Below are 22,464 nucleotides of genomic sequence, written 5' to 3' on the forward strand. Positions count from 1 at the left end.
CTCACCCACCGAGCAGGGTGCCGACGGCCTGGCCGACGGCGACGCCCGAGGCGAGGATCCCGGTGACGGCGCCCGCGTCCGTGAGGGCCTGGCGCAGGCGGCGCAGGCGGCCGGCGCCCGCGCGGCCGGTGGCCTCGATCTCGTCCTCGGCGTCGGACAGTTCCTCGTCGAGGGCGGCCGTCTGCTCGGAGGGGACGACGCCCGCCAGGTCGGCGCGGAGCTTGCCGATGGCCTGGAGGAGCGCCTCCTGCCCGGGGTCGCGGTCCGGGCCGGTGCCGTTCACGGTGCTGGTGACGGTGTTGTTGTCGCCGATGGTGACGTTGCCGCCGGTGTTGGTGACGTGAATGCCGCCGCGGTCACGGGAGTTGTCGCTGTCAGCCACGGTCGCCTCCGGTCTTCGAAGTGGTGAACGTCTTGTGGGTCACGGTGTTGTGGTTGCCGAGGGTCACGTTCCCCTGGGTGTTCTCGATGAATGTGCCGCCCTCGGCGACGTGCACGATCTTCTGCTCGAACTCGGCGGTCTCGTAACCGGCTTCGCGGAGGGCGATCGTCACGCCGTTCGCGACCCGGTCCTGCACGCTCTTCAGATAGCGGCTGACGTCCATCTCCTGGAAGAGGGAGGCCTGGTCGTCGGAGCCGAGCTCGCGGACCGAGGCCCACGGCCCCTCGGGCAGCGCGTTGGCGTGGCCCGCCGTCAGCACCCGCCACAGGTGGCCGACCGCGCGCCCGAGGGTGACCAGCGCCCGCCCGGCGGAGCGCGGGGTCTGCCCGAGCGCCCACACGGCCTTGCCGAAGTGGTGGTTGTGCAGGTAGCGGTGGGCGACCCGGTCGGCGTACCGGTAGAGCGGCTTCACCGGCCGCAGCACGTGCGGGGCGACCTCCAGCATCAGCATCCCGCCCTGCGTGTGGACGCGGACGAAGACGGTCGTGACGATCTCCTCGCCCCAGCCGCCGACCCTGATCCGCAGGAAGTGCCGGCGGGTCTCGCCGCCCTCCTCGATGGCGCCCGAGCGGTGCGCCTCGAAGCCCTCCGGGGTGTACGGCGCGGAGGCGCGGTCCGGCAGCCCGTCGACGGGCAGGAACACGACCTCGTCGATCTCCAGTTCGCGCAGCCGGTCCCGTACGGCGGCCTGGATCTGCGGCGAGCCGTGCGGGGAGGGCACGCGCAGCGCCTCCACCAGCGGGACGACGTGGCGCATGATGGCGCTGTTGTCGAGCGGTTCGGGCGCCTTGCCGTCGAGGTTCTTGCGGGGGCGCAGCTCGACGGAGAGCGACCAGGGCTCGTACGGCTCGCCGGCGCCGCAGAACGGGTCGTCGGCGTCGTACATGATCAGCCGGGCGTGCTGCTCGACCCGGATCCGTTCGCGCAGCCGGCGGGAGCGGGCGCCCTCGGCGAGTTCGGCCGGGTCGGTGCGCTGGTCGGGGAAGCGCTCCCGGGAGAGCTCGCGGGTGAGCGCGCGGGCGAACTGGCCGCGCTGGGTGGCCACCGCCCAGGCCACGAGCAGCGGCACGGCGAGGGTGATCCACGCCTCCAGCTTGCCGACGCCCCAGATCTCCTGGGCGGCGAGGCCGACCGCCAGGTCGAGGACGTCTCCGGTGTCGGAGAGGTCGCCGAGGAAGTCCGCGTCGGACTCCTCGTCCCCGATGACGAGGAAGAGGAGGAACAGCGCGGACTGGAGGAGCATGAGCCGCCCGTACCAGCGCAGCAGGAAGGCGGGGACGACCCGGTAGACCGGGGCGGTGGCCGCCTTGCCGCGGACCCAGCGGGCGAGGCCGAGCACGAGGAACGGCACGATCAGCAGGGAGGCCAGGCCCTTGGTGAGCGGGATCGCGACGATCCAGAGGGCGATGATGCCGGCGGCCCAGCCGAGTTCGACGCGGCGGGCGCGCAGCGCGTGGGCGAGGACGCGGCTCGCGTCGTAGCCGAGGGCGGGGGCGGCGAAGCGCTCCTCGTGGACGTACAGCTGGTCGATGACCGCGTCACGGAATCCGTCGTCGAGGTACGTGCCGGCGCAGAGCAGCCGGGTCGCCTCGCTGGAGGCGGGTAAGCGGCGCGGGTCGACGGCGGGCGGCGCGCCCGGCGGCCGTCCCGGCTGCTGGGGCACGAAAGATTGCGGCAAGACTCCCCCGTTTGCATGGAACTGTCCTTGTTCCCGGCCGTGTCGGCCGGAACCGGTGGGACAGCATAGGGGAGGTCAGGACGGCGTGTCGGCGCTGAAAACGGCGCCCCCGGGCCGCACGGTCGGTCGTGCGGTCCGGGGGCGCCGAGTACGGGGAGCCGGAGTCCGGCGGGCCGGGGGCCCGGTCGGGCGGCTCGGATCAGGCCTAGGCTCGGATCAGGCCTAGGCTCGGATCAGGCCTAGGCTCGGATCAGGCCGGGGCTCGGATCAGGCCGGGGCTCGGATCAGGCCGGGGCTCGGATCAGGCCGGGGCTCGGATCAGGCCGGGGCTCGGATCAGGCCGGGCTCAGATCAGGCCGAGCTCGCGAACGGCGTCGCGCTCCTCGGAGAGCTCCGCCACGGAGGCGTCGATGCGGGCGCGGGAGAAGTCGTTGATCTCCAGGTCCTGGACGATCTCGTACTTGCCGTCCTTGCAGGTGACGGGGAAGGAGGAGATCAGGCCCTCCGGGACGCCGTAGGAGCCGTCGGACGGGACGCCCATGGAGGTCCAGTCGCCCTCGGCGGTGCCGTTGACCCACGTGTGGACGTGGTCGATGGCGGCGTTGGCGGCGGAGGCGGCGGACGACGCGCCACGGGCGTCGATGATCGCGGCGCCGCGCTTGGCGACGGTCGGGATGAAGGTGTCGGCCAGCCACGCCTCGTCGCCGACGACCTCGGCGGCGTTCTTGCCGGCGATCTCCGCGTGGAAGATGTCCGGGTACTGGGTCGCGGAGTGGTTGCCCCAGATGGTGAGGCGCTTGATGTCCGTGACCGAGGAGCCGGTCTTCTGGGCCAGCTGCGTCAGCGCGCGGTTGTGGTCCAGGCGGGTCATCGCGGTGAAGCGCTCGGCCGGGACGCCCTTGGCGGCGGACTGGGCGATCAGGGCGTTGGTGTTGGCCGGGTTGCCGACGACCAGGATCTTGACGTCGTCCGCGGCGTGCGCGGCGATGGCCTCGCCCTGCGGCTTGAAGATGCCGCCGTTGGCGGCGAGCAGGTCGCCGCGCTCCATGCCCGGGCCGCGCGGGCGGGCGCCGACGAGCAGGCCGATGTTGGCGCCCTCGAAGCCCGCGTTCGGGTTGTCGAAGATGTCGATGCCCTTGAGCAGCGGGAACGCGCAGTCGTCGAGCTCCATGGCGGTGCCCTCGGCGGCCTTCACGCCCTGCGGGATCTCGAGGAGGCGCAGCTTGACCGGCACGTCCGCGCCGAGCAGGTGGCCCGAGGCGATGCGGAAGAGCAGCGCGTAGCCGATCTGGCCGGCCGCGCCGGTGACGGTGACATTCACGGGAGTGCGGGTCATGGCGATCTCCGTAAGACAGCTGGCGGTGGGGGTCCCTGCCCCTGATGCTGGAACGTCCCTTCCTGATCGACGATCGATCGGTCTGATCGATCGGTGTCTCGACATGAAGAGATTTCCAGCGGTCAGGCTATCGGACCCGGGGGCCTGCGCACCCCCACTCCCTTGTGGTCCGGCTCACTGCCACCCGTCCGTGCGCCCCCCGGGTACCGGAATGGTCACTTCCGTGCCACAGCGGGCCGACGGATCTTGTCCCGGCAGTGACACGTACATGACCCTTGAACGCGACGGCGCCCGCCCTCCCACGGGGGAGAGGGCGGGCGCCGTCGCGAGCACCGCCGGACCGCGTGACCGTCAGGACCGCGTGACCGTCAGGACCGGCCGACCCGTCCGGACCGCGTCACCGTCAGGGCTACGTCACCGTCAGGGCTGCGCGACCGTCAGGGCTACGTGACCGTCAGGGCTACGTGACCGTCAGGGCTACGTGACCGCCAGGGCTACGTGACCGCCAGGGCTACGTGACCGTCAGGGCTACGTGACCGTCAGGGCTACGTGACCGTCAGATGCAGTACGTCCTCCAGGAACGGGATCCGCAGCCAGGGCCCCGGCTGCACCATCAGCGCCAGGAACACGATCAGGGCGCCCATCACCCCGTACGTGATCAGATCCGTGAAGCGGGACCGGACGGCCAGCATGCCGACCGACGGCAGCACCTGGCGCAGCACGGCGCCCAGCAGGAGCGCCGCCCCGACCAGCATCGCCCCCACCCGGAACGCATGCGGGAACGGGTCCGTGCCCACCACGACCAGGCCGAGCCCGGCGAGGGCGAGGACGGTGAGCAGCGGCCACTGCCGCGCGGGCGCCGGGGCGTCGCCCGGCGCCGCCCGGCCGCCGCCCTCGGGCCGCGCGGTGTCGGTGGTGAGGGTCGGCGCCGGCCGCTTCCACGGGGCGGGCCGGGGTCCGGCCTCGGCACCGCCCTCGGCGGCGGCCGCGTCGTCGGCCGGATCCGGGGTCCCGGTGGCGGCCGCGTCGTCCGTCGCCGCGTCCGCGACGGGCGGGTTCCCGGGTGTCCCCGGGGTCCCGGAGGTCACGTCAGAGCGCCGCGGCCGCGCGCTCGGCGGCCTCGACGACGTTGACGAGGAGCTGCGCGCGGGTCATCGGGCCCACACCGCCCGGGTTCGGGGAGATCCAGGCGGCCACCTCGGCGACGCCCGGGTCCACGTCACCGAGGATCTTGCCCTCGCCGTTGCGCGAGACGCCGACGTCGAGGACGGCGGCGCCCGGCTTCACGTCCTCAGCCTTGATGAGGTGCGGGACGCCGGCCGCCGCGACGATGATGTCGGCGTTGCGCAGGTGCGCCGAGAGGTCCCGGGTGCCGGTGTGGCACTGGGTCACGGTCGCGTTCTCGGAGCGGCGGGTCAGGATGAGCGGCATCGGGCGCCCGATGGTGACGCCGCGGCCGACGACGACGACCTCGGCACCGTTGATCTCCACGCCGTGGGCGCGGAGCAGGGTGACGATGCCGTTCGGCGTGCAGGGCAGGGGGGCGGGCTCGTTGAGCACGAGCCGGCCGAGGTTGGTCGGGTGCAGGCCGTCCGCGTCCTTGGCCGGGTCCATCAGCTCCAGGATGCGGTTCTCGTCGATGCCCTTGGGCAGCGGGAGCTGGACGATGTAGCCGGTGCAGGCCGGGTCCTCGTTGAGCTCCCGTACGACCGCCTCGATCTCCTCCTGGGTGGCGGTGGCGGGCAGCGTGCGCTGGATCGAGGCGAGCCCGACCTGCGCGCAGTCGCGGTGCTTTCCGGCCACGTACTTCTGGCTGGCGGGGTCGTCGCCGACCAGGACGGTGCCGAGGCCGGGCGTGACGCCCTTCTCCTTGAGGGCCGCCACACGGACGGTCAGATCGGACTTGATCGCGGCTGCGGTGGCCTTGCCATCGAGAATCTGGGCGCTCATGCGGACATCCTCCCGGATGACCCCCGCCTTGTTCCAATTCGCCCCCGCCGAGGACTCCGTCATCCGGAGCGACAGGTTGCACTTGCACAACTCCACCACGTATCGACTGGACAAGAAGTCGACGGTGCGACGACGATGATCCGCGCAGCACCGCGGAAAGTGCCGGGGGGAAATCCGCTCAAATGCCGTGAAAGTCCTCCGCGCGGGCCGCGTCGTCCCCGCACAGAGAAAATTCACGGAGGAAACCGCGATGAGCTTCGGCGACCCGAACAACCCCTACGGCCAGCAGGGCCAGGGCCAGCAGCCCGGCTACGGCTACCCGCAGCAGACCCCCCAGGGCGTCCCGCCGCAGGGCGGCTACGGCTACCCGCAGCAGCAGCAGCCGGGCGCGTACCCTCAGGCGCCGGGCACTCTTCAGGCCAACAACGGCTACATCAGCCTGCACGGCCTGGGCACGGTGCAGGTCGCTTCGATGGGTCTGCGGTTCGCCGCGCGTCTGATCGACAGCATCGCCATCGGCCTCGTGTACTGGGTCCTGTCGGCGATCGGTCTGGCTGGCGTGGTGGGCGCGTCCGAGACCATCGACGACTGCACCGGCCTGGACCCGGCGTCCTCGGCTTACCAAAACTGCCTGAACGACCAGGCAGCCGCGGCTGGCGGCATCCTCGCCGCCTTCTTCGGCATGCTCTTCCTGCTGTTCATCGCCACCATGCTCTACGAGTGGCTGATGATCGCCTTCGTCGGCGCCACCCTCGGCAAGATGGTGCTCGGCCTCCGCGTCGTCAAGGAGAACACGGGCGGCAAGCCGGGTCTCGGCGGTGGCTTCATCCGCTGGATCATCCCGATGGCCGGCGCGATCGTCTGCGGCATTGGGCAGCTTCTGGTCTACCTGTCGCCCTTCTTCGACAGCACCGGCAAGACGCAGGGCTGGCACGACCGCGCCGCCGGCACGCTCGTCATCAAGAAGTAACGTTCCTGGCGGGTTCCCCGCCGCTCAGAGGGGCCGTCCGGCACACCGCCGGACGGCCCCTCCGGCGTTCCCCGCGGATCACACCCGCTTCAGGACCGCGAACCCGTCCGAGCGGTACGTGATCTCGTACCGCGCCTCCGGATGCAGTTGCGAAGCCAGCTGCGCCGGGTCCGACACCTGGCTCGACCAGCCGCGCAGGTCGAAGGCCAGGTAGTCCGGGTTCACGCCCTTCGACGTGCCCACCCAGTAGACCCGGTGGTCCGCCGTGAGGTGGGCGAGGAGCGACACGTCGGCCTCCACGCTGGCCCCCTCCGGGACCGCGTCGACCGCCGCCCGCGCCTGCTCGGCCCGGGTGTCCGTGCGGTACGTCTCCGGCTTCAGCAGCTCCCGCAGCGGCAGGTTCGCGGCCAGGACGAGCGCGACCGCCGTCGCGACGGGCACGACCACCTTCCCGTACGAGGCGAGCCAGGCCCGCGGCGAGGTCCGCACGGAGCGGACGGCGTCCACGAGGGCCAGGAAGACGATCGGCATGAGGATGGCGCTGTAGTGCCAGTGCATGCCCCAGTGGTTGGCGTCCTGGGAGAGGAACCGCCAGCCGAGGGTGGGCAGGACCAGCAGGACCAGCGGGGAGCGCAGGGCGAGGAAGCCCGTCACGGCGAGCAGGTAGAAGACCATCTCCCAGCGCTCGCCCGAGGCGAGGGCGTCGCCGATGACCTGCCCGAACGAGGTCTCGGTGCCCTCGCCGGTCTTCTCGATCTTCGACCAGTAGTCGTACTGGCCGAGCCGGCTCGCCGCCGGGATCAGGACGAGGACCGTGAGCGCGAAGGCCGCCGCGCCGAAACCGGCCAGAGCGGCTCCCAGCCGCTTCTGCCCCTTCAGGAAGAGCACCGCGCCGACCATGGTGACGGTGAGCCCCATGTCCTCCTTGACCAGGACGAGCGGGGCCGACCACGCGACGGCGGCGGTCCAGCGGCCCAGGAGCAGGGCCCGGCAGGTCAGGGCGAGCATCGGGACCGCGAACGCGATCTCGTGGAAGTCGGACTTGACCGCCTCCTGGAGGCCCCACGACAGCCCGTACGCGACGGTCAGCCCGATGCCGGCGGCGCGGCTCCCCAGGATCTGCTGGGTGGTCCGGCCGACCACGACGGCCGACGCCGCGAACAGCGCGGCCTGCCCGAAGAGCAGGGACACCGGCGAGGGCCAGATCCAGTACAGCGGCGCGAGCAGCGCGGTGACCGGGCTGAAGTGGTCCCCGAGTATGTGGAAGCCGGGGCCCTTGATGTCGACGACCGGGGCGCGGAACTCGGCGTACGCCCGGACCGACTGCCCGAAGATCCCCAGGTCCCAGGAGGGCGTCCGGAAGTGCGCGTACTGCACCCAGGAGTACAGGAAGTACAGGCCGCACAGGACGCCCGCGAGGATCAGGTACGGGCGCAGCGGCGCCGGGGAGAGCCCGTCGGACCGCTCGGCCTCGGTGGGATCCGCAGCGGGCCTGTTCAGTACGTCCAACACCACGTCCCCCACTACCGGCGGCCGACAGAAGAGCAACCCATTAGACCAGAGTCCACCCGTTCGGCGGATTCGTCGCCGCGACCGGAAGGAGGGCCGTCGGCGTGACCGGAGGCCCCCCGCCCGGCCGCGACCGGAGCGCCCGCCCGGCGCGACCGGAGGGAGCCGCCTGGCGCCCGGAGCGCCGGACGGGGGCGTACGGACCGAGCGGCCCGTACGCCCCCGTCGCGGGGATCAGTGGAAGAAGTGGCGCGTGCCGGTGAAGTACATCGTCACGCCCGCCTTCTTCGCGGCCTCGACGACGAGCTCGTCGCGCATCGAGCCGCCCGGCTGCACGACCGCCTTCACACCGGCGGCGGTGAGGATCTCCAGGCCGTCCGGGAAGGGGAAGAAGGCGTCGGAGGCGGCGTAGGCGCCGCGCGCCCGCTCCTCGCCCGCGCGCTCGACGGCCAGCTTCGCGGAGTCGACGCGGTTGACCTGGCCCATGCCGACGCCGACCGAGGCGCCGTCCTTGGAGAGCAGGATCGCGTTGGACTTGACCGCGCGGCAGGCCTTCCAGGCGAAGGACAGCTCGGCGAGCTCCTCGGCGGACAGGGCCTCACCGGTCGCCAGGGTCCAGTTCGCCGGGTCGTCGCCCTCGGCCTGGAGGCGGTCGGTGACCTGGAGCAGCGCGCCGCCGTCGATCGGCTTGACCTCGACCGGGTTGGCCGGGGCGCCCTCGGCGCGCAGGACGCGGATGTTCTTCTTCTTGGCGAGGACCTCGACGGCCCCGTCCTCGTAGCCGGGGGCCACGATGACCTCGGTGAAGATCTCGGCGACCTGCTCGGCCATCGCGACGGAGACCGGGCGGTTGACGGCGATGACGCCGCCGAACGCGGACAGCGGGTCGCAGGCGTGCGCCTTGCGGTGCGCCTCGGCGACGTCGGCGCCGATCGCGATGCCGCACGGGTTGGCGTGCTTGATGATCGCGACGCAGGGCTCGGCGTGGTCGTACGCGGCCCGGCGCGCGGCGTCGGTGTCCGTGTAGTTGTTGTACGACATCTCCTTGCCGTGGAGCTGCTCGGCCTCGGCGAGGCCGCCCGTCCCGTCGACGTAGAGCGCGGCGCCCTGGTGCGGGTTCTCGCCGTAGCGGAGGACGTTGTTGCGCTCGTAGGTGGCGCCCAGGAAGTCCGGGAAGCCGGAGTCGTCGGCGGCGGCGTAGTCGTCGGCGAACCAGGAGGCGACGGCCACGTCGTACGCGGCGGTGTGCTGGAAGGCCTCGCCGGCGAGCCGCTTGCGGGCGGCCAGGTCGAAGCCGCCGGCCTGCACGGCCGCGAGGACGTCGGCGTACCGCTCGGGGCTGGTGACGATGGCCACGGACGGGTGGTTCTTGGCCGCGGCGCGGACCATGGACGGGCCGCCGATGTCGATCTGCTCGACGCACTCGTCCGGGGTGGCGCCGGAGGCGACGGTCTCGCGGAACGGGTAGAGGTTCACGACGACCAGGTCGAAGGGCTCCACGCCGAGCTCGGCGAGCTGCTCGCGGTGCGATTCGAGGCGCAGGTCGGCGAGGATGCCGGCGTGCACGCGCGGGTGGAGGGTCTTGACGCGGCCGTCCAGGCACTCGGGGAAGCCGGTCAGCTCCTCGACCTTGGTGACCGGCACGCCCGCGGCGGCGATCTTCCCGGCCGTGGAGCCGGTGGAGACGAGCTCGACACCGGCCTCGTGCAGACCGCGGGCCAGCTCTTCGAGCCCCGTCTTGTCGTAGACGCTGACCAGCGCGCGGCGGATGGGCTTAACGGTGTCCGTGTTCACCGACATGAACCTTTCGTCCCTCAATGCGATAGCCGTGCCGGGCGAGGCGCCCCACGACGTCGACGAGCAGCGAGCGCTCGACTTCCTTGATGCGCTCGTGGAGAGCGTCTTCATCGTCCTCGTCCCGCACCTCGACCACGCCCTGGGCGATGATCGGGCCGGTGTCGACACCGTCGTCGACGAAGTGGACGGTGCATCCGGTGACCTTCGCGCCGTAGGCGAGGGCGTCGCGCACCCCGTGGGCACCGGGAAAACTGGGCAGCAGGGCCGGGTGGGTGTTGACCACGCGGCCGTCGAAGCGGGCGAGGAACTCCTTGCCGACGATCTTCATGAAGCCGGCCGACACGACGAGGTCCGGCTCGTACGCGGCGGTGGCCTCGGTCAGGGCGCGGTCCCACTCCTCGCGGGTGGCGTGGTCCTTGACCCGGCAGACGTAGGTGGGCAGCCCGGCGCGCTCGGCGCGCTCCAGGCCGGCGATGCCGTCGCGGTCGGCGCCGACGGCGACGACCTCGGCCCCGTACCCCTCGGGGTCGGCGGCGATGGCGTCGAGGAGGGCCTGCAGATTGGTACCGGACCCGGAGACCAGGACGACGAGGCGGGCGGCAGCCACTGGGTCACTCTTTCCGTGGTGTTTGTACGGTCGTACGAACGAATCGTGCCGCTCGATACGGGGAACCCTACGAATGGCTCGACCGTCAGCAACGATACCGGCACACGGGACGGCCCCCACGGGACGGGGGCGGAGCAGGGCGGTAGCGTCAGGGTCCGACGCCTGGCGATCAGCGCACAGCGGCGGACGAGACAGCAGTGGAGACCACGGGTGCGGCCGTGGTCGCGACGACAGAGGGAAGACGTTCAGCAGATGCCGGAACGCCAGTCCACGAACGACGACAACCCGTTCGCACCGCCGCCCGAGGGCCGGCCGGACCAGCCGTGGCGACCGCGGCGGCCGGAGGGCTCGGACGACGACGCGTCCGGGACCCCGGACACGTCCGACGGCCGCTGGAGCCCGCGCCAACCGGGCCCCTCGAACGACGGCTTCGGCCGGGGACCCGAGCGGCAGGGCGGCGGCCAGGGCGGGCCGGAGGGCGGACCCGGCCAGGGCGGACCCGGCCAGGGCGGACCCGGGCGGGGCCAGGGGCTCCGCTGGGACCCGACGGACCCGGCTCAGCGGCGGGCGCGGTACGCGATCCTCTCCGGCATGTGGGCCTTCTTCTTCGCCATCTTCGAGATCCCGGAGCTGGCGCTGCTGCTCGGCGCCCTCGGCCTCTACTGGGCGATCAGCTCGCTCCGCTCCAAGCCGAAGCCCCCCGCCGACCTGTCGCCGACATCACAGTCGGCGTCCCAGCCTTCGGGACAGGCCCAGGCGCAGAACCAGGGCCAGGCACTGGGCCAGGGCCAGGCGCAAGGTCAGGGCCAGGGCCCCGCGCCGGTCCGCCCGTCCGGGCTGGGCGCCTCCGCCACCCCGCTGCGCTCGATGCGGACGGCCGCGATCAGCGGTCTCGTCGCGTCGAGCGTCGCCCTCATGATCGTCGCGGTCGGCTTCACCATGCAGCTCGTCTACAGCGACTTCTACGAGTGCCGCGACGACGCCCTCACCCACGCGGGCCAACTCGCCTGCAACGACCTCCTGCCCAAGCCGCTGCGCGCGGGCTTCGGCGTCCGGGAGTAGTCCGGGCGACCGACAAGGACGCTCCTAGGGGGTGTCCTGCTCCGGCGGTCCCTCCGGGAGCGGGGTCGGGGCCGGGCGCGGCGACGGCGGGGCGGGTTCCCAGGCGGCCGGGAGGTAGTCGTACGGCTCGTAGCCGAGGTCGTCGAGGTCACCCAGGTGGTCGGCGACGGGCGCGGATGCGGCGCCGCCCGACCGGTTGCCGGAGGGCGTCCGGTCGGGAACTACGGCCGACTGCGGGAGCGGTGCGGGGCCGGAGGAGGCGCCGGCGGGTACCGGCCGGGCGGGCGTGGACACCGGCGCCGGCTTCGGGCGCGGGACGCGGCGGCCCCAGGCCCGTACCACCAGCGCCGTCGGGACGCCCAGGCAGACGCCCCAGAGAACCGCCGCGGCTCCCGCCTGCCACCAGACGGGGCCGAACGCCGAGAGGCGGCCGCTGCCGAGCGGGCCTCCCGCGGCGGCCGCGAGGACGGCGACGGCCGCCCCGCACACCCAGGCCGCACCGAGGGCCGTCAGGGCCGCCTCCCGGGCCGCCCAGGTCCGCGCCGCGCGGCCCACGCGACCGCCCTGGACCACGGCGGCGGCCAGCGGGATCGCGGCGGCCAGCCAGTGCACCCAGGTGCCGCGCCCGCCGTCCGGCAGCGCGGCGAGCAGCGGGAAGGGCGGCACGGCCGGGTCGCCGGCGAGGCCGAGCGGGGTCGCGAGCGCGCCCGTGCCGAGGGTGAAGCCGGGCCCGAGCCCGTACGCGGCCCCCCAGACGGCCGCGTTCGGCAGCAGCGCCAGGACGAGCAGCAGGACCGTCACCCGACCGGACCACTCCCCCGCGAGGCCCGTGAAAACGGCCTGGGCCTCGCCCGCGTGCCAGGCCAGCGAGACCGCCGCGGCCACCGCGCCGCCGCCGAGCAGGGCGACGAGCCCGAGCCCGGCGGCGCGCAGGGCGGCCGCCGCCTGCCGCTGCCCGGGGACGGGACGGCCGAGCGCCGTCCAGACCCCGGCCCCCGCCGCCCCCACCACGACGGCGGGCATCCAGAGCCCGGCCGTGATCAGGTCGGCGGGCAGCGGGCCGCTCGCGCTGTAGACCACGACCGCGGCCGCGACCAGCAGGTACCCCCCGGCGACCGCCCCCACCGCGCCACCCGGGGAGGGGCGCGGGCGCCCGCCGTCGCCCTGCGCGTCGAGGGTGTCGCGGGCGGCCCGGTGGACGAGCCAGACGGGCAGGGCGACCAGCAGCAGCGGGGCGACGCCGAGGGGGGCGGGGAGGCCGGACAGGGTGTCCGTACGGACCAGGTCCACGCCGTGGGCGAGCAGCCAGAGCCCGGCGGCCAGGTGCATGGCCCCGCCGGGTCCGCTGTCGGGGTACGGGGAGCCGATCCAGGCGGCGATCACCAGGACCGCGAGCCCGCCGAGGCCGAGCCCGGCGGCGACCCCGCCGCGGACGCAGGCGGTGGCGAGCGCGGCGGAACGGCCGCCCTGGACCAGGGGGTGCTCGGTCACATGGGTCACGGGGTCATGCTGCCAACGACACGCGCTTTCGTGACGTAACAGGCAAAGTTCCGTTGTGTCGCTCAAGATACGTTTATGTACTTTTCCGCCCAGAGACGCTCTGCGGGAGGTCGACACCGATGAGCCGGAGCACCGCGGATTCCGCCCCCTCCGCCACCCTGCCGACCCCGAAGGAGCGGCGCAGGTTGCGCGAGGCCCTCGCCCTCACCGAGGAGCAGGTCGCCGAGGCCATGGGCGTCACGAAGGCCACGATCAAGGCCTGGGAGACCGGGCGCTCGACGCCCCGGGGCCGTAAGCGCGAGGCGTACGCGAAGCTGCTCGGCGCGTACGACGAAACCGACGCGTACGACGAAACCGGCGCGCACGACGAAACCGGTGCACCCCGAACGCCCGAACGTCCGGCCGACGCGCCCGAACGTCCGACCGCGTCGGCGGGTGACACGTCGGCGGGTGCCGCGCCGGACGCCGCGGAGGGGCCCGCGCAGGGACCCACGCCGGGCGCCTCGCTCCCGTCGAAGCCGTCCGGCAGCCCGGCGCCCGCGCCGACGCCGTCCGTCCCGCCGATCGCCCTCGGCACGTCGTCCGCCGCCGTCCGGCCGAAGGCCGCGGTGAAGCGGGCCGCCAAGCCGCCGAAAGCCCCCTCCCCGGCGCCGGCGATCGCTCCCGGTCCGGCCCGCAGAGCCGACCCGAGGCCGCAGGAGCGCCTGAAACCTGCGGTGGCGGCGGTGGCGGCCGGGACCGCCGAGACCGGGGTCGCAGGGGCCGAGGTCACAGGGGTCGGGACCGCCGAAGCCGGGGGTACGGCGGCCGGGGTCGCGGAGGCCGGGGCGGCGGCCCCCGTCGTGCCGGGGCTCACCCCCGAGCAGGCCTTCGACGCGCTCTACGCCCACGCGGCGCCGGGCCTCGTCCACCAGACGTACCTGCTCACCGGACGCCGCCGGCTGTCCCGCGAGTCCGTCGAGCACGCCTTCCACCACGCCTGGGACCACTGGCCCGAGGTCGCCGTCGACGCCGACCCGGTGGGCTGGGTGCGGGCGGCGGCGTACGAGTACGCCCTTTCGCCCTGGCACCGGCTGCGCCGCGCCCACAAGCACCCCGACGCCCCGCCGAGCGAGGCGAACCGGCGGGCGCTGCTCGACGCGCTCCTCGAACTGCCGCCGCCGTACCGCCGCACCGTCCTGCTCTACGACGGGCTCGGCCTCGACCTGCCCGAGACGGCCGCCGAGACCGAGGCGAGCACCCCCGCCGCCGCCAACCGGCTGCTGCACGCCCGCACCGTCCTCGGGCAGCGGATCCCCGAACTCGCCGAACCGGAGGCGCTGCACCGGCGGCTGAGCGGGATGGTCGCGGAGGCTCCGACGGCGACCCTGCCGGCGGCCCGCACCATCCGTTCGGGGAGCGAGCAGCGCGGCCGCACCTGGACCCGGGCCGTGCTCGGGGTCACGGCGGTCCTCATCGTCGTCACCGGCTTCGCCGCGGCGACCGCGCCGACCCACTACATCCCGGTCAACGCCCCCGGCGAGACCGTCAACGGGGTGCCGGTGCGCGGCGGCCCGGAGAAGCTCCGCCCGGAGGACCTGAAGCTCCGCGACACGCTGCGCTCCGGGCCCCACCCGGGCCCCGAGCGCCTGGTCCCGGCGGCCGGGTAGCCGCCGCCGTACGCGAGAGGGCCCCGCCTCCGCCCGGGTGACCGGGCGGGGGCGGGGCCCTCTCGTACAGCTACCGCTGGTGTCAGCCCGCGAGGATCGCGCGCGCCAGCTTGGCCGTCTCGGTCGGCGTCTTGCCGACCTTGACGCCCGCGGCCTCAAGGGCCTCCTTCTTCGCCTGGGCGGTGCCGGAGGAGCCGGAGACGATGGCGCCGGCGTGGCCCATGGTCTTGCCCTCGGGCGCGGTGAAGCCCGCGACGTAGCCGACGACCGGCTTGGTGACGTTGGCCTTGATGAAGTCGGCCGCACGCTCCTCGGCGTCGCCGCCGATCTCGCCGATCATGACGATCAGGTCGGTGTCGGGGTCCGCCTCGAACGCCGCGAGGGCGTCGATGTGCGTGGTGCCGATGACCGGGTCGCCACCGATGCCGACGGCGGAGGAGAAGCCGATGTCACGGAGCTCGTACATCATCTGGTACGTCAGCGTGCCGGACTTCGAGACCAGGCCGATGCGGCCCGGCTTCGTGATGTCGCCCGGGATGATGCCGGCGTTGGACTGGCCCGGGGTGATGAGACCGGGGCAGTTCGGGCCGATGAGGCGGGTCTTGTTGCCCTGCGCCACGGCGTACGCGTAGAACGCGGCGGAGTCGTGGACGGCGATGCCCTCGGTGATGACGACGGCGAGGGGGATCTCGGCGTCGATCGCCTCGACGACGGCGGCCTTCGCGAAGGCCGGCGGCACGAAGAGGACCGAGACGTTGGCGCCGGTCTTCTCCATGGCCTCGGCGACCGTGCCGAAGACGGGGATCTCGGTGCCGTCGAAGTCGACGGAGGTGCCGGCCTTGCGCGGGTTCACGCCGCCGACGATGTTGGTGCCGTCACCCAGCATGAGCTTGGTGTGCTTCATGCCCGTGGCACCGGTCATGCCCTGGACGATGACCTTGCTGTCCTTGTTGAGGAAGATAGCCATGGCTGTGGTTTCCCCTGTCCCTTACTTCGCAGCCGCGAGCTCGGCGGCCTTGTCGGCCGCGCCGTCCATGGTGTCCACGCGCTGCACGAGCGGGTGGTTGGCGTCGGACAGGATCTTGCGACCCAGCTCCGCGTTGTTGCCGTCGAGGCGCACGACCAGCGGCTTGGTGACCTCTTCGCCCTTGGAGGCGAGGAGCTCCAGGGCCTGGACGATGCCGTTGGCGACCTCGTCACAGGCGGTGATGCCACCGAAGACGTTGACGAACACGGACTTGACGTCCGCGTCGCCCAGGATGATCTCCAGGCCGTTCGCCATGACCTCGGCGGAGGCGCCGCCGCCGATGTCGAGGAAGTTGGCCGGCTTCACGCCGCCGTGGTTCTCACCGGCGTACGCGACGACGTCCAGGGTCGACATGACCAGGCCGGCGCCGTTGCCGATGATGCCGACCTCGCCGTCGAGCTTGACGTAGTTGAGGCCCTTGGCCTTGGCGGCAGCCTCGAGCGGGTTGGCTGCGGCCTTGTCCTCGAGCGCCTCGTGGCCGGGCTGACGGAAGTCGGCGTTCTCGTCGAGAGACACCTTGCCGTCGAGGGCCAGGATGCGGCCGTCCTTGGTCTTGACCAGCGGGTTGACCTCGACGAGGAGCGCGTCCTCGGCGACGAAGGTGTCCCACAGGGTCACGAGGACCTCGGCGACGCCCTCGGCGACCTCGGCCGGGAACTTCGCCTGGGCGACGATCTCGCGGGCCTTCTCCAGGGTGACGCCGTCGTTGGCGTTGACCGGGACCTTCGCGAGGGCCTCGGGGGTCTTCTCCGCGACCTCCTCGATGTCCATGCCGCCCTGCACCGAGGCCATGGCCAGGAAGGTGCGGTTGGTGCGGTCGAGGAGGTACGAGACGTAGTACTCCGCCTCGATCTCCGGGGACAGCTCGGCGATCATCACCTTGTGGACCGTGTGGCCCTTGATGTCCATCCCGAGGATGTCCGTCGCGCGGGCGACGGCCTCGTCGGGGTCGGCGGCCAGCTTGACGCCGCCGGCCTTGCCGCGGCCGCCGACCTTCACCTGGGCCTTGACGACGGACTTGCCGCCAAGACGCTCGGTGGCCTCGCGCGCCGCCTCGGGCGTGTCGATGACTTCACCGGCCAGCACCGGTACACCGTGCTTGGCGAAGAGGTCCCTCGCCTGGTACTCGAACAGGTCCACGCCAGTCCGTCCCTTTTCTGATGATCGCGGTTCGTTGTCTGCGTGGGCGTGCCGCGGAGGGCAACGTGACTGCGCTGTCACAAGGGAGGCGTACACGGTGACCGTGGACGCGGCATGTCCGTCTCGCAGGTTATCCCCGAGGGCCGCGGGTCCCTAAATCGCAGGTCACAACCGAGCGGTGATACAGGTCACAGATCGTAGGGGCCGAGAGGCGGTCCGTAGGGGGCCGGGACCGCCGTCCCGGGGCGCTCACGGCAGGCGGGGCCTGGCCTCCCGGCCCCTCACGACGCGCCCTGAACCGAAGTGAGGGCCTCCCGGACCCACATGTGATATGGGACTCAGTCCCCCCCGCACACACCCGTGCGGGTGGTCCCGAACCTGCGGAATCCGCACCCGCGCCAACGGCCGACGCCCACGAATTCCGCACCGGATCGGGGGCGGGCGCGGTTCGGACCGGACCGGACCGGGGATCGGGGAGCGGGCATGGTTCGGACCGGACCGGGGATCGGGGGGCGGGCATGGTTCGGACCGGACCGGACCGGGGATCGGGGGGCGGGCGGGCCGGGCCGCGGATTGGGAAGCGGGCGGGCCGGGCCGGAGTCAGGTCGCGGGGATCGGCAGGGGGCGCTTCTCCAGGGCCGCGGCCATGATCTCCGGGAAGAGGTCGGGGGTGCAGGCGAAGGCCGGGGCGCCGAGCGCGGCGAGCGCCGCCGCGTGGTCGCGGTCGTAGGCGGGCGCGCCCTCGTCGGAGAGCGCGAGCAGCGCCACGAACTGAACGCCCGAGGCCTTCATCGCCGCGACCCGCTTCAGCATCTCGTCGCGGATGCCCCCCTCGTACAGGTCGCTGACGAGGACCACCACGGTGTCGGCGGGCCGGGTGATCCGGGACTGGCAGTACGCGAGCGCGCGGTTGATGTCGGTGCCGCCGCCGAGCTGGGTGCCGAAGAGGACGTCGACCGGGTCGTCGAGCCGGTCGGTCAGGTCGACGACGGCCGTGTCGAAGACGACGAGCCGGGTCGCGAGCGACCGCATCGATGCGAGGACCGCGCCGAACACGGAGGCGTGGACGACGGAGGCGGCCATCGAACCGGACTGGTCGATGCAGAGCACCACCTCCTTCTTCACCGCCCGGGACGCACGGCCGTGGCCGACCAGCCGCTCGGGGACGACCGTCCGGTGCTCGGGCAGGTAGTTCCCGAGGTTCGCGCGGATCGTGCGGTCCCAGTCGATGTCCCGGTGACGGGGGCGGCTGATCCGGGCCGACCGGTCGAGAGCGCCGGTGAGGGCGGCCCTCGTGCGGGTGGCGAGGCGCTTCTCCAGGTCCTCGACGACCTTCCGCACCACGAGCCGCGCGGTCTCCCTGGTCGTCTCGGGCATCGCCTTGTTCAGCGACAGCAGCGTGCCGACGAGGTGCACGTCGGCCTCCACGGCCTCCAGCATCTCCGGCTCCAGGAGGAGGGTGGCCAGGCCGAGCCGCTCGATCGCGTCGCGCTGCATCACCTGGACGACCGAGCTGGGGAAGTACGTACGGATGTCCCCGAGCCAGCGGGCGACGGACGGCGCCGAAGCACCGAGCCCCGCCGAGCGGTCCCTTCCTCCGCGCTCACGGCTCCGCCCCGCCCGGTCGTAGAGCGCGGTGAGCGCGCCGTCCATCGCCGCGTCGGCGCCCCCCAGCGCCCTCCCGGTCCCGTCGGCTTCCCCACCCCCCAGAACCATCCGCCAGCGGCGAAGCCGCTCGTCGCCCGCGGCGGGGTCGGTCGGGGCGGGGTCGGTCGGGGCAGGGTCGGTCGGGGCGGGGTCGGTCGGGGCGGGGTCGGTCGGGGTGCGGGCCGTCCTGATGGAGTCGGTCCCGGTGAAATCCGTCCGGATGGGGGCCGTCCCGATGGGGGCCGTTCCGGCGGGCCCCGTCCCGATGGGCCCCGTCCCGACGTGCCCCGCCCCGGTGGCCACGGCGGTGCCGGTGGCGAGGGGCACGGCGGTGCTCCTGTCGCTACTCCTGTCGGTGGTCATGTGCGGGCCTCCGTGCCGAGGACGAGGTGAAGGAGGGGCAGGACGGCATCGGCCCGCTGCTGGTCGAGGCCGGTGGCGAAGCCGGGGATGTCGCCCGGCGCCGGACGGCCCCCCGCCGCGGAGCGCGGGCCACGGGCGACCAGCTCGCCGAGGGTGCGGCGGACGCCCGGCTCGTATCCGGAGAAGGTGCGGCGCAGCAGCGGCAGCACGTCGGTGAACGCCCCGGCCGGTACGGACGTGAGCCAGGCGTCGACCAGACCGAGGAGGCGCTCGTCGTGGACGAGGAGCAGCCCGCCACCGGACGCCCCGCCGACGAAGCCCTCGATCCACGCCGCCGCGTCGGGCGGCGGTGTGCCCGGCGACAGCGCGCGGCTCATGAGCGGCGCCGCCTCGTCGCCGCCGAGCCGTCCCTCGTCCAGGAGGATCCGGGCCGCCCTGCCCCGCAGCACCCCCGGTGTCCGGTCCCGGTCGGCAAGCCGCCGCAGCGTCCCGGCCCAGCGGTCCGCGAGCCCTCCGCCGGTCGGGGCGGCGAGCGGGTCCGGGGTGGAGGGTGCCGGGCTGCCGGGGCCTGGGGTGGCGGGGCCTGGGGTAAGGGGCCCCGGGCTGCTGGGTCCCGAGGTGGCGGGCCCCGAGGTGGCGGGCCCCGAGGTGGCGGGTTCCGGGCTGCGGTCGGGGAGGAGGCCGATCGCGGTGTGGACGGCGTCGAGTCGGTCCCGCATCTGGGTGGCGGCGTCGGTGTCGAGGCCGGCGCAGGCCGGGGGCAGGGCGACGCAGATGCGTTCGGCGAGTCCTGCGGCGACCTCGGCGAGGGCCGTGGTGCCGGTGCCGCGGACGTCGCCGTAGCGGAGGGAGCGGGCGAGGGCCGGGAGGGCCTGGGCGAGGTGGGCGACGTCGGTGTCGAGCGCCGCGCGGTCGGCGAGCGTGCGCATGACGACGGGGAGCGCGTCGGTGAGTCCGGCGAGGAGGCAGTGCTCGGCGAGGGCGGTGATGTCGGCGAGGGCGGTCGCCGACAGGGCCCGGGCCTCGGCCTTGGCGGTGGCGGCGGCCTCGACGGTGGTGCCCCAGACGCCGGCCTCGGCGACCTGGACGTGCAGCTCGGGCTCCCAGCGCAGCCGCCAGGTCTCCCGGAAGGTGCCGGTGGCGGCCCGTCCGGCGGCCGGTTCGCCCCAGCCGACGCCGAGGAGCCGCAGCCGGTGCAGCAGTCGGCTGCGTTCGCCGTCCGTCTCCTTGCGCAGGTCGAGTTCGAGCTCGCGCTCCTGTGCCTCGGGTTTGAGGCGCAGGGTGCGCTGGCGGCGGCTCAGGTCCCGCTGGAGGGGGACGGCGGGGGCTCCGGCCGGGACCTCGCCGAGGACGTCGCCGACGACGAGGCGGTCCCTGACGAGGTCGAGCGGCACGTCGGAGCCCTCGCAGAGGACGGCGCGGACGGCGTCCGTGGTCTCGTCGAGGCCGGGGAGCGGCCGGCCGCGCAGGGCGGCGAGGGTCTCGGCGAGCCGGACGGCCTCGATGACGTGGGCGGTGGAGACCGGGTGGTCCTCGGCTCTGAGGAGCCCGGCGACCTTGGTCATCCAGCGCTCGACGGGCCGGTCGGGCGCGGCGAAGAGGTGTCCGTACCAGCCGGGGGCCTCGATGCCGGCGCCGTACCCGGAGCGCCGGGCGAGCCTGCGGTGGGTCCAGGGGACCCAGGTCGTCTCGGTCCGCACCTTGGGCAGGCCCTTGAGGAGGGCCCGGTCGGCGGCGACGGTGGTCTTCCGGGCGAGGGCGGGGACGTGCCAGGCGCCGCAGACGACGGCGATGTCGTCGCCGAACTCCTTGCGGGCGGCCCGCACCCGGAGTCGCATGTGGGCCTCGCGGACGAGGTCGCGGGGGTGGCCGCCGTGGCCGTACGTCTCGCGCAGGGCGCCCATCGCCTCGGCGAGGGCCTCGAACGGGGCGGTGGGGTCGTCGGCCCCGCGGAACTCGACGGCGTCCTCCCACCAGTGCTCGGCGTCCTCGTACCCGGCGGCCCGGGCGAGTTCGGCGACGGGGTCGATCGGCGGCCCGCCGCCGGCGACCGCGTCCTCGCTGTCGTCCCAGGTCGGGTCGGCGGCCGCGGTGAGGGTGTGTGCGGCGAGGGTGTGCGCGGCGGGCAGGTCGACGAACCGGACGGCGGCGCCCCGGTCCAGTGCCCAGCGGATCGCGACCCATTCGGGCGAGAACTCCGCCATGGGCCAGAACGCGGCCCGTCCCGGGTCGTCCACGGCGTGCGCGAGCAGGGCGACGGGGGGCCGCATGTCCGCCTCCCCCGCCAGTGCGACGAGCGCGTCGGCCTCGGCGGGCCCCTCGACGAGCACGGCCGCGGGCTTCTCGGCCTCCAGCGCGGCGAGCACTCCCCGCGCCGACCCGGGCCCGTGGTGCCGCACCCCGAGGAGCAGCGGCCGGTCGCGCCGCCGTTCCGCCCCGGCCCGCTGCACGGCACCGACCGCACCCGTCGTCCGGGTCCCGGCCGTGTGTGTGGCACGGTCGGTGTCCGTCGGCCGGGTCCCGGCCCGGTGCGCGCCGCGGTCGGTGCCCGACGTCCGGGTCGCGGTCGGCGGCGTGGCGGTGGCCGTCATGCGCTCACCTCGCGGCAGGCGCGGTAGAAGTCCTTCCAGCCGTCTCTCTCCCTGACGACCGTCTCCAGGTACTCCTGCCAGACGACCCGGTCGGCCGCCGGGTCGCGGACGACGGCGCCGAGGATGCCGGCGGCGATGTCCGCGGGGCGCAGGACGCCGTCGCCGAAGTGGGCGGCGAGGGCGAGCCCGCCGGTGACGACGGAGATGGCCTCGGCCGTGGAGAGCGTCCCAGAGGGGGACTTGACCTTCGTCCGCCCGTCGGTGGTGACGCCGTCGCGCAGTTCGCGGAAGACGGTGACGACGCGGCGGATCTCGTCGACTCCCGCGGGCAGGGCCGGCAGTTCCAGGGAGCGCCCGAGCTGCTCGACGCGGCGCGTGACGATGTCGACCTCGGCCTCGGGGCTCGCGGGCAGCGGCAGCACCACCGTGTTGAAGCGGCGGCGGAGGGCGCTGGAGAGTTCGTTGACGCCGCGGTCGCGGTCGTTGGCGGTGGCGATCAGGTTGAAGCCGGGAACGGCCTGCACTTCTTGACCCAGCTCGGGGACGGGCAGCGTCTTCTCGGACAGGATCGTGATGAGCGAGTCCTGGACGTCGGCGGGGATGCGGGTGAGTTCTTCGACGCGGGCGGTCATTCCCTGCGTCATCGCCCGCATCACGGGGCTCGGCACGAGGGCGTCGCGGTCGGGTCCGTGGGCGAGGAGCCGGGCGTAGTTCCAGCCGTACCGGACGGCTTCCTCGGGGGTTCCGGCGGTGCCCTGGACGAGGAGGGTGGAGTCGCCGCTGACGGCGGCGGCGAGGTGCTCGGAGACCCAGGTCTTGGCGGTTCCGGGGACGCCGAGCAGGAGGAGCGCGCGGTCGGTGGCGAGGGTGGTGACGGCGACTTCGACGATGCGGCGCGGTCCCACGTACTTGGGCGAGACGACCGTCCCGTCGGGGAGGGTGCCGCCGAGGAGGTAGGTGGCGACGGCCCACGGCGAGAGGAGCCAGCGGGCGGGCCGGGGGCGGTCGTCGGCCGCGGCGAGCGCCGCGAGTTCGCCGGCGAAGGCGTGCTCGGCGTGTGGGCGCAGGGCCTCGGTGGTGGTCTGCGGTCGTCCCGGTCCGGTGTCCGTCTCGACACCGGAACCGGGCTGCGCGATGGTTTCGGGCACGGGCATGGATCCCCCTCCAGATCGTTCGACCTGCTGTGCGATCCACGG

At 73.7% G+C, this 22,464-nt stretch carries 17 protein-coding genes; 3 read left to right on the forward strand and 14 right to left on the reverse strand.

Annotated elements, in window-relative coordinates:
• Position 1: 1 nt before the first annotated feature.
• From ACIQFX_RS05140 to ACIQFX_RS05160, 5 genes are all read right to left on the reverse strand, one after another.
• The gene (locus ACIQFX_RS05140; protein WP_402459062.1) at positions 2 to 382 is read right to left on the reverse strand and encodes a hypothetical protein; all 381 of its coding nucleotides are present in this window, start codon (positions 380 to 382) and stop codon (positions 2 to 4) included.
• A complete protein-coding gene (locus tag ACIQFX_RS05145) occupies positions 375 to 2,120 on the reverse strand; it encodes a hypothetical protein (protein ID WP_402459064.1) in 1,746 nt (581 codons plus the stop codon). Before ACIQFX_RS05145 ends, ACIQFX_RS05140 begins: the two co-directional genes overlap by 8 nt.
• A 346-nt stretch (positions 2,121 to 2,466) precedes the next feature.
• The gene (locus tag ACIQFX_RS05150) at positions 2,467 to 3,456 is read right to left on the reverse strand and encodes a malate dehydrogenase (RefSeq protein ID WP_402459065.1); all 990 of its coding nucleotides are present in this window, start codon (positions 3,454 to 3,456) and stop codon (positions 2,467 to 2,469) included.
• Positions 3,457 to 4,001: 545 nt separating this feature from the next.
• Entirely contained in the window at positions 4,002 to 4,544 is a 543-nt protein-coding gene (locus ACIQFX_RS05155) for a DUF3017 domain-containing protein (RefSeq protein WP_402459067.1), read from the reverse strand.
• A gap of 1 nt (position 4,545) precedes the next feature.
• On the reverse strand, positions 4,546 to 5,406 hold the full coding sequence (locus tag ACIQFX_RS05160; protein WP_402459069.1) for a bifunctional methylenetetrahydrofolate dehydrogenase/methenyltetrahydrofolate cyclohydrolase: 861 nt from the start codon (positions 5,404 to 5,406) through the stop codon (positions 4,546 to 4,548).
• Positions 5,407 to 5,656: 250 nt separating this feature from the next.
• On the opposite strand from ACIQFX_RS05160, the gene ACIQFX_RS05165 reads away from it, so the two are divergent.
• Entirely contained in the window at positions 5,657 to 6,376 is a 720-nt protein-coding gene (locus ACIQFX_RS05165) for an RDD family protein (RefSeq protein WP_402459071.1), read from the forward strand.
• A 78-nt stretch (positions 6,377 to 6,454) separates the two neighbouring features.
• Here the strand turns inward: ACIQFX_RS05165 and ACIQFX_RS05170 are convergent, their stop codons facing one another.
• From ACIQFX_RS05170 to purN, 3 genes are all read right to left on the reverse strand, one after another.
• Positions 6,455 to 7,888, reverse strand: coding sequence for a DUF2079 domain-containing protein (locus tag ACIQFX_RS05170; RefSeq protein WP_402459577.1), 1,434 nt, complete (start codon positions 7,886 to 7,888; stop codon positions 6,455 to 6,457).
• Positions 7,889 to 8,119: 231 nt separating this feature from the next.
• Entirely contained in the window at positions 8,120 to 9,685 is a 1,566-nt protein-coding gene (purH, locus tag ACIQFX_RS05175; protein ID WP_402459072.1) for a bifunctional phosphoribosylaminoimidazolecarboxamide formyltransferase/IMP cyclohydrolase, read from the reverse strand.
• The gene (gene purN / locus ACIQFX_RS05180; protein WP_376490573.1) at positions 9,660 to 10,289 is read right to left on the reverse strand and encodes a phosphoribosylglycinamide formyltransferase; all 630 of its coding nucleotides are present in this window, start codon (positions 10,287 to 10,289) and stop codon (positions 9,660 to 9,662) included. Before purN ends, purH begins: the two co-directional genes overlap by 26 nt.
• Before the next feature lie 252 nt (positions 10,290 to 10,541).
• Between purN and ACIQFX_RS05185 the strand changes: the two genes are divergently transcribed.
• Positions 10,542 to 11,351, forward strand: a complete 810-nt coding sequence (locus tag ACIQFX_RS05185; protein ID WP_402459074.1) for a hypothetical protein — start codon at positions 10,542 to 10,544, stop codon at positions 11,349 to 11,351.
• Positions 11,352 to 11,375: 24 nt separating this feature from the next.
• On the opposite strand, the gene ACIQFX_RS05190 is transcribed toward ACIQFX_RS05185, so the two are convergent.
• Positions 11,376 to 12,851, reverse strand: a complete 1,476-nt coding sequence (locus tag ACIQFX_RS05190) for a DUF6350 family protein (RefSeq protein WP_402459075.1) — start codon at positions 12,849 to 12,851, stop codon at positions 11,376 to 11,378.
• Positions 12,852 to 12,970: 119 nt separating this feature from the next.
• Here ACIQFX_RS05190 and ACIQFX_RS05195 point away from each other — a divergent pair, with 119 nt between their 5' ends.
• Positions 12,971 to 14,500, forward strand: coding sequence for a sigma factor-like helix-turn-helix DNA-binding protein (locus tag ACIQFX_RS05195; protein ID WP_402459077.1), 1,530 nt, complete (start codon positions 12,971 to 12,973; stop codon positions 14,498 to 14,500).
• A gap of 82 nt (positions 14,501 to 14,582) precedes the next feature.
• On the opposite strand, the gene sucD is transcribed toward ACIQFX_RS05195, so the two are convergent.
• The 5 genes from sucD to ACIQFX_RS05220 all read right to left on the reverse strand — a co-directional run bounded on the left by sucD (position 14,583) and on the right by ACIQFX_RS05220 (position 22,422).
• Positions 14,583 to 15,467: a succinate--CoA ligase subunit alpha gene (sucD, locus tag ACIQFX_RS05200; protein ID WP_360800442.1), complete on the reverse strand. Its 885-nt coding sequence runs from the start codon at positions 15,465 to 15,467 to the stop codon at positions 14,583 to 14,585.
• Between the two features lie 21 nt (positions 15,468 to 15,488).
• Positions 15,489 to 16,667, reverse strand: coding sequence for an ADP-forming succinate--CoA ligase subunit beta (sucC, locus tag ACIQFX_RS05205; RefSeq protein WP_402459079.1), 1,179 nt, complete (start codon positions 16,665 to 16,667; stop codon positions 15,489 to 15,491).
• A 600-nt stretch (positions 16,668 to 17,267) separates the two neighbouring features.
• Positions 17,268 to 18,383 (reverse strand): VWA domain-containing protein, encoded by a 1,116-nt coding sequence (locus ACIQFX_RS05210; protein WP_402459579.1) that lies wholly within the window; start codon positions 18,381 to 18,383, stop codon positions 17,268 to 17,270.
• 290 nt (positions 18,384 to 18,673) lie between these two features.
• A complete protein-coding gene (locus ACIQFX_RS05215; RefSeq protein WP_402459081.1) occupies positions 18,674 to 21,268 on the reverse strand; it encodes a DUF5682 family protein in 2,595 nt (864 codons plus the stop codon).
• Entirely contained in the window at positions 21,265 to 22,422 is a 1,158-nt protein-coding gene (locus tag ACIQFX_RS05220; protein ID WP_402459082.1) for an AAA family ATPase, read from the reverse strand. Before ACIQFX_RS05220 ends, ACIQFX_RS05215 begins: the two co-directional genes overlap by 4 nt.
• Positions 22,423 to 22,464: the final 42 nt, after the last annotated feature.

The sequence above is a fragment of the Streptomyces sp. NPDC093089 genome, from assembly GCF_044754405.1.
In the GTDB taxonomy this organism is placed as follows: domain Bacteria; phylum Actinomycetota; class Actinomycetes; order Streptomycetales; family Streptomycetaceae; genus Streptomyces.

Bases quoted from the DNA above. Each gene is read 5' to 3' on its own strand.
- purH (WP_402459072.1), bottom strand. From the start codon at position 9,685: ATGTCGGTGAACACGGACACCGTTAAGCCCATCCGCCGCGCGCTGGTC.
- ACIQFX_RS05195 (WP_402459077.1), top strand. From the start codon at position 12,971: ATGAGCCGGAGCACCGCGGATTCCGCCCCCTCCGCCACCCTGCCGACC.
- sucD (WP_360800442.1), bottom strand. From the start codon at position 15,467: ATGGCTATCTTCCTCAACAAGGACAGCAAGGTCATCGTCCAGGGCATG.
- ACIQFX_RS05185 (WP_402459074.1), top strand. From the start codon at position 10,542: ATGCCGGAACGCCAGTCCACGAACGACGACAACCCGTTCGCACCGCCG.
- ACIQFX_RS05215 (WP_402459081.1), bottom strand. From the start codon at position 21,268: ATGACGGCCACCGCCACGCCGCCGACCGCGACCCGGACGTCGGGCACC.
- ACIQFX_RS05160 (WP_402459069.1), bottom strand. From the start codon at position 5,406: ATGAGCGCCCAGATTCTCGATGGCAAGGCCACCGCAGCCGCGATCAAG.
- ACIQFX_RS05165 (WP_402459071.1), top strand. From the start codon at position 5,657: ATGAGCTTCGGCGACCCGAACAACCCCTACGGCCAGCAGGGCCAGGGC.
- ACIQFX_RS05220 (WP_402459082.1), bottom strand. From the start codon at position 22,422: ATGCCCGTGCCCGAAACCATCGCGCAGCCCGGTTCCGGTGTCGAGACG.
- ACIQFX_RS05150 (WP_402459065.1), bottom strand. From the start codon at position 3,456: ATGACCCGCACTCCCGTGAATGTCACCGTCACCGGCGCGGCCGGCCAG.
- ACIQFX_RS05210 (WP_402459579.1), bottom strand. From the start codon at position 18,383: ATGGTTCTGGGGGGTGGGGAAGCCGACGGGACCGGGAGGGCGCTGGGG.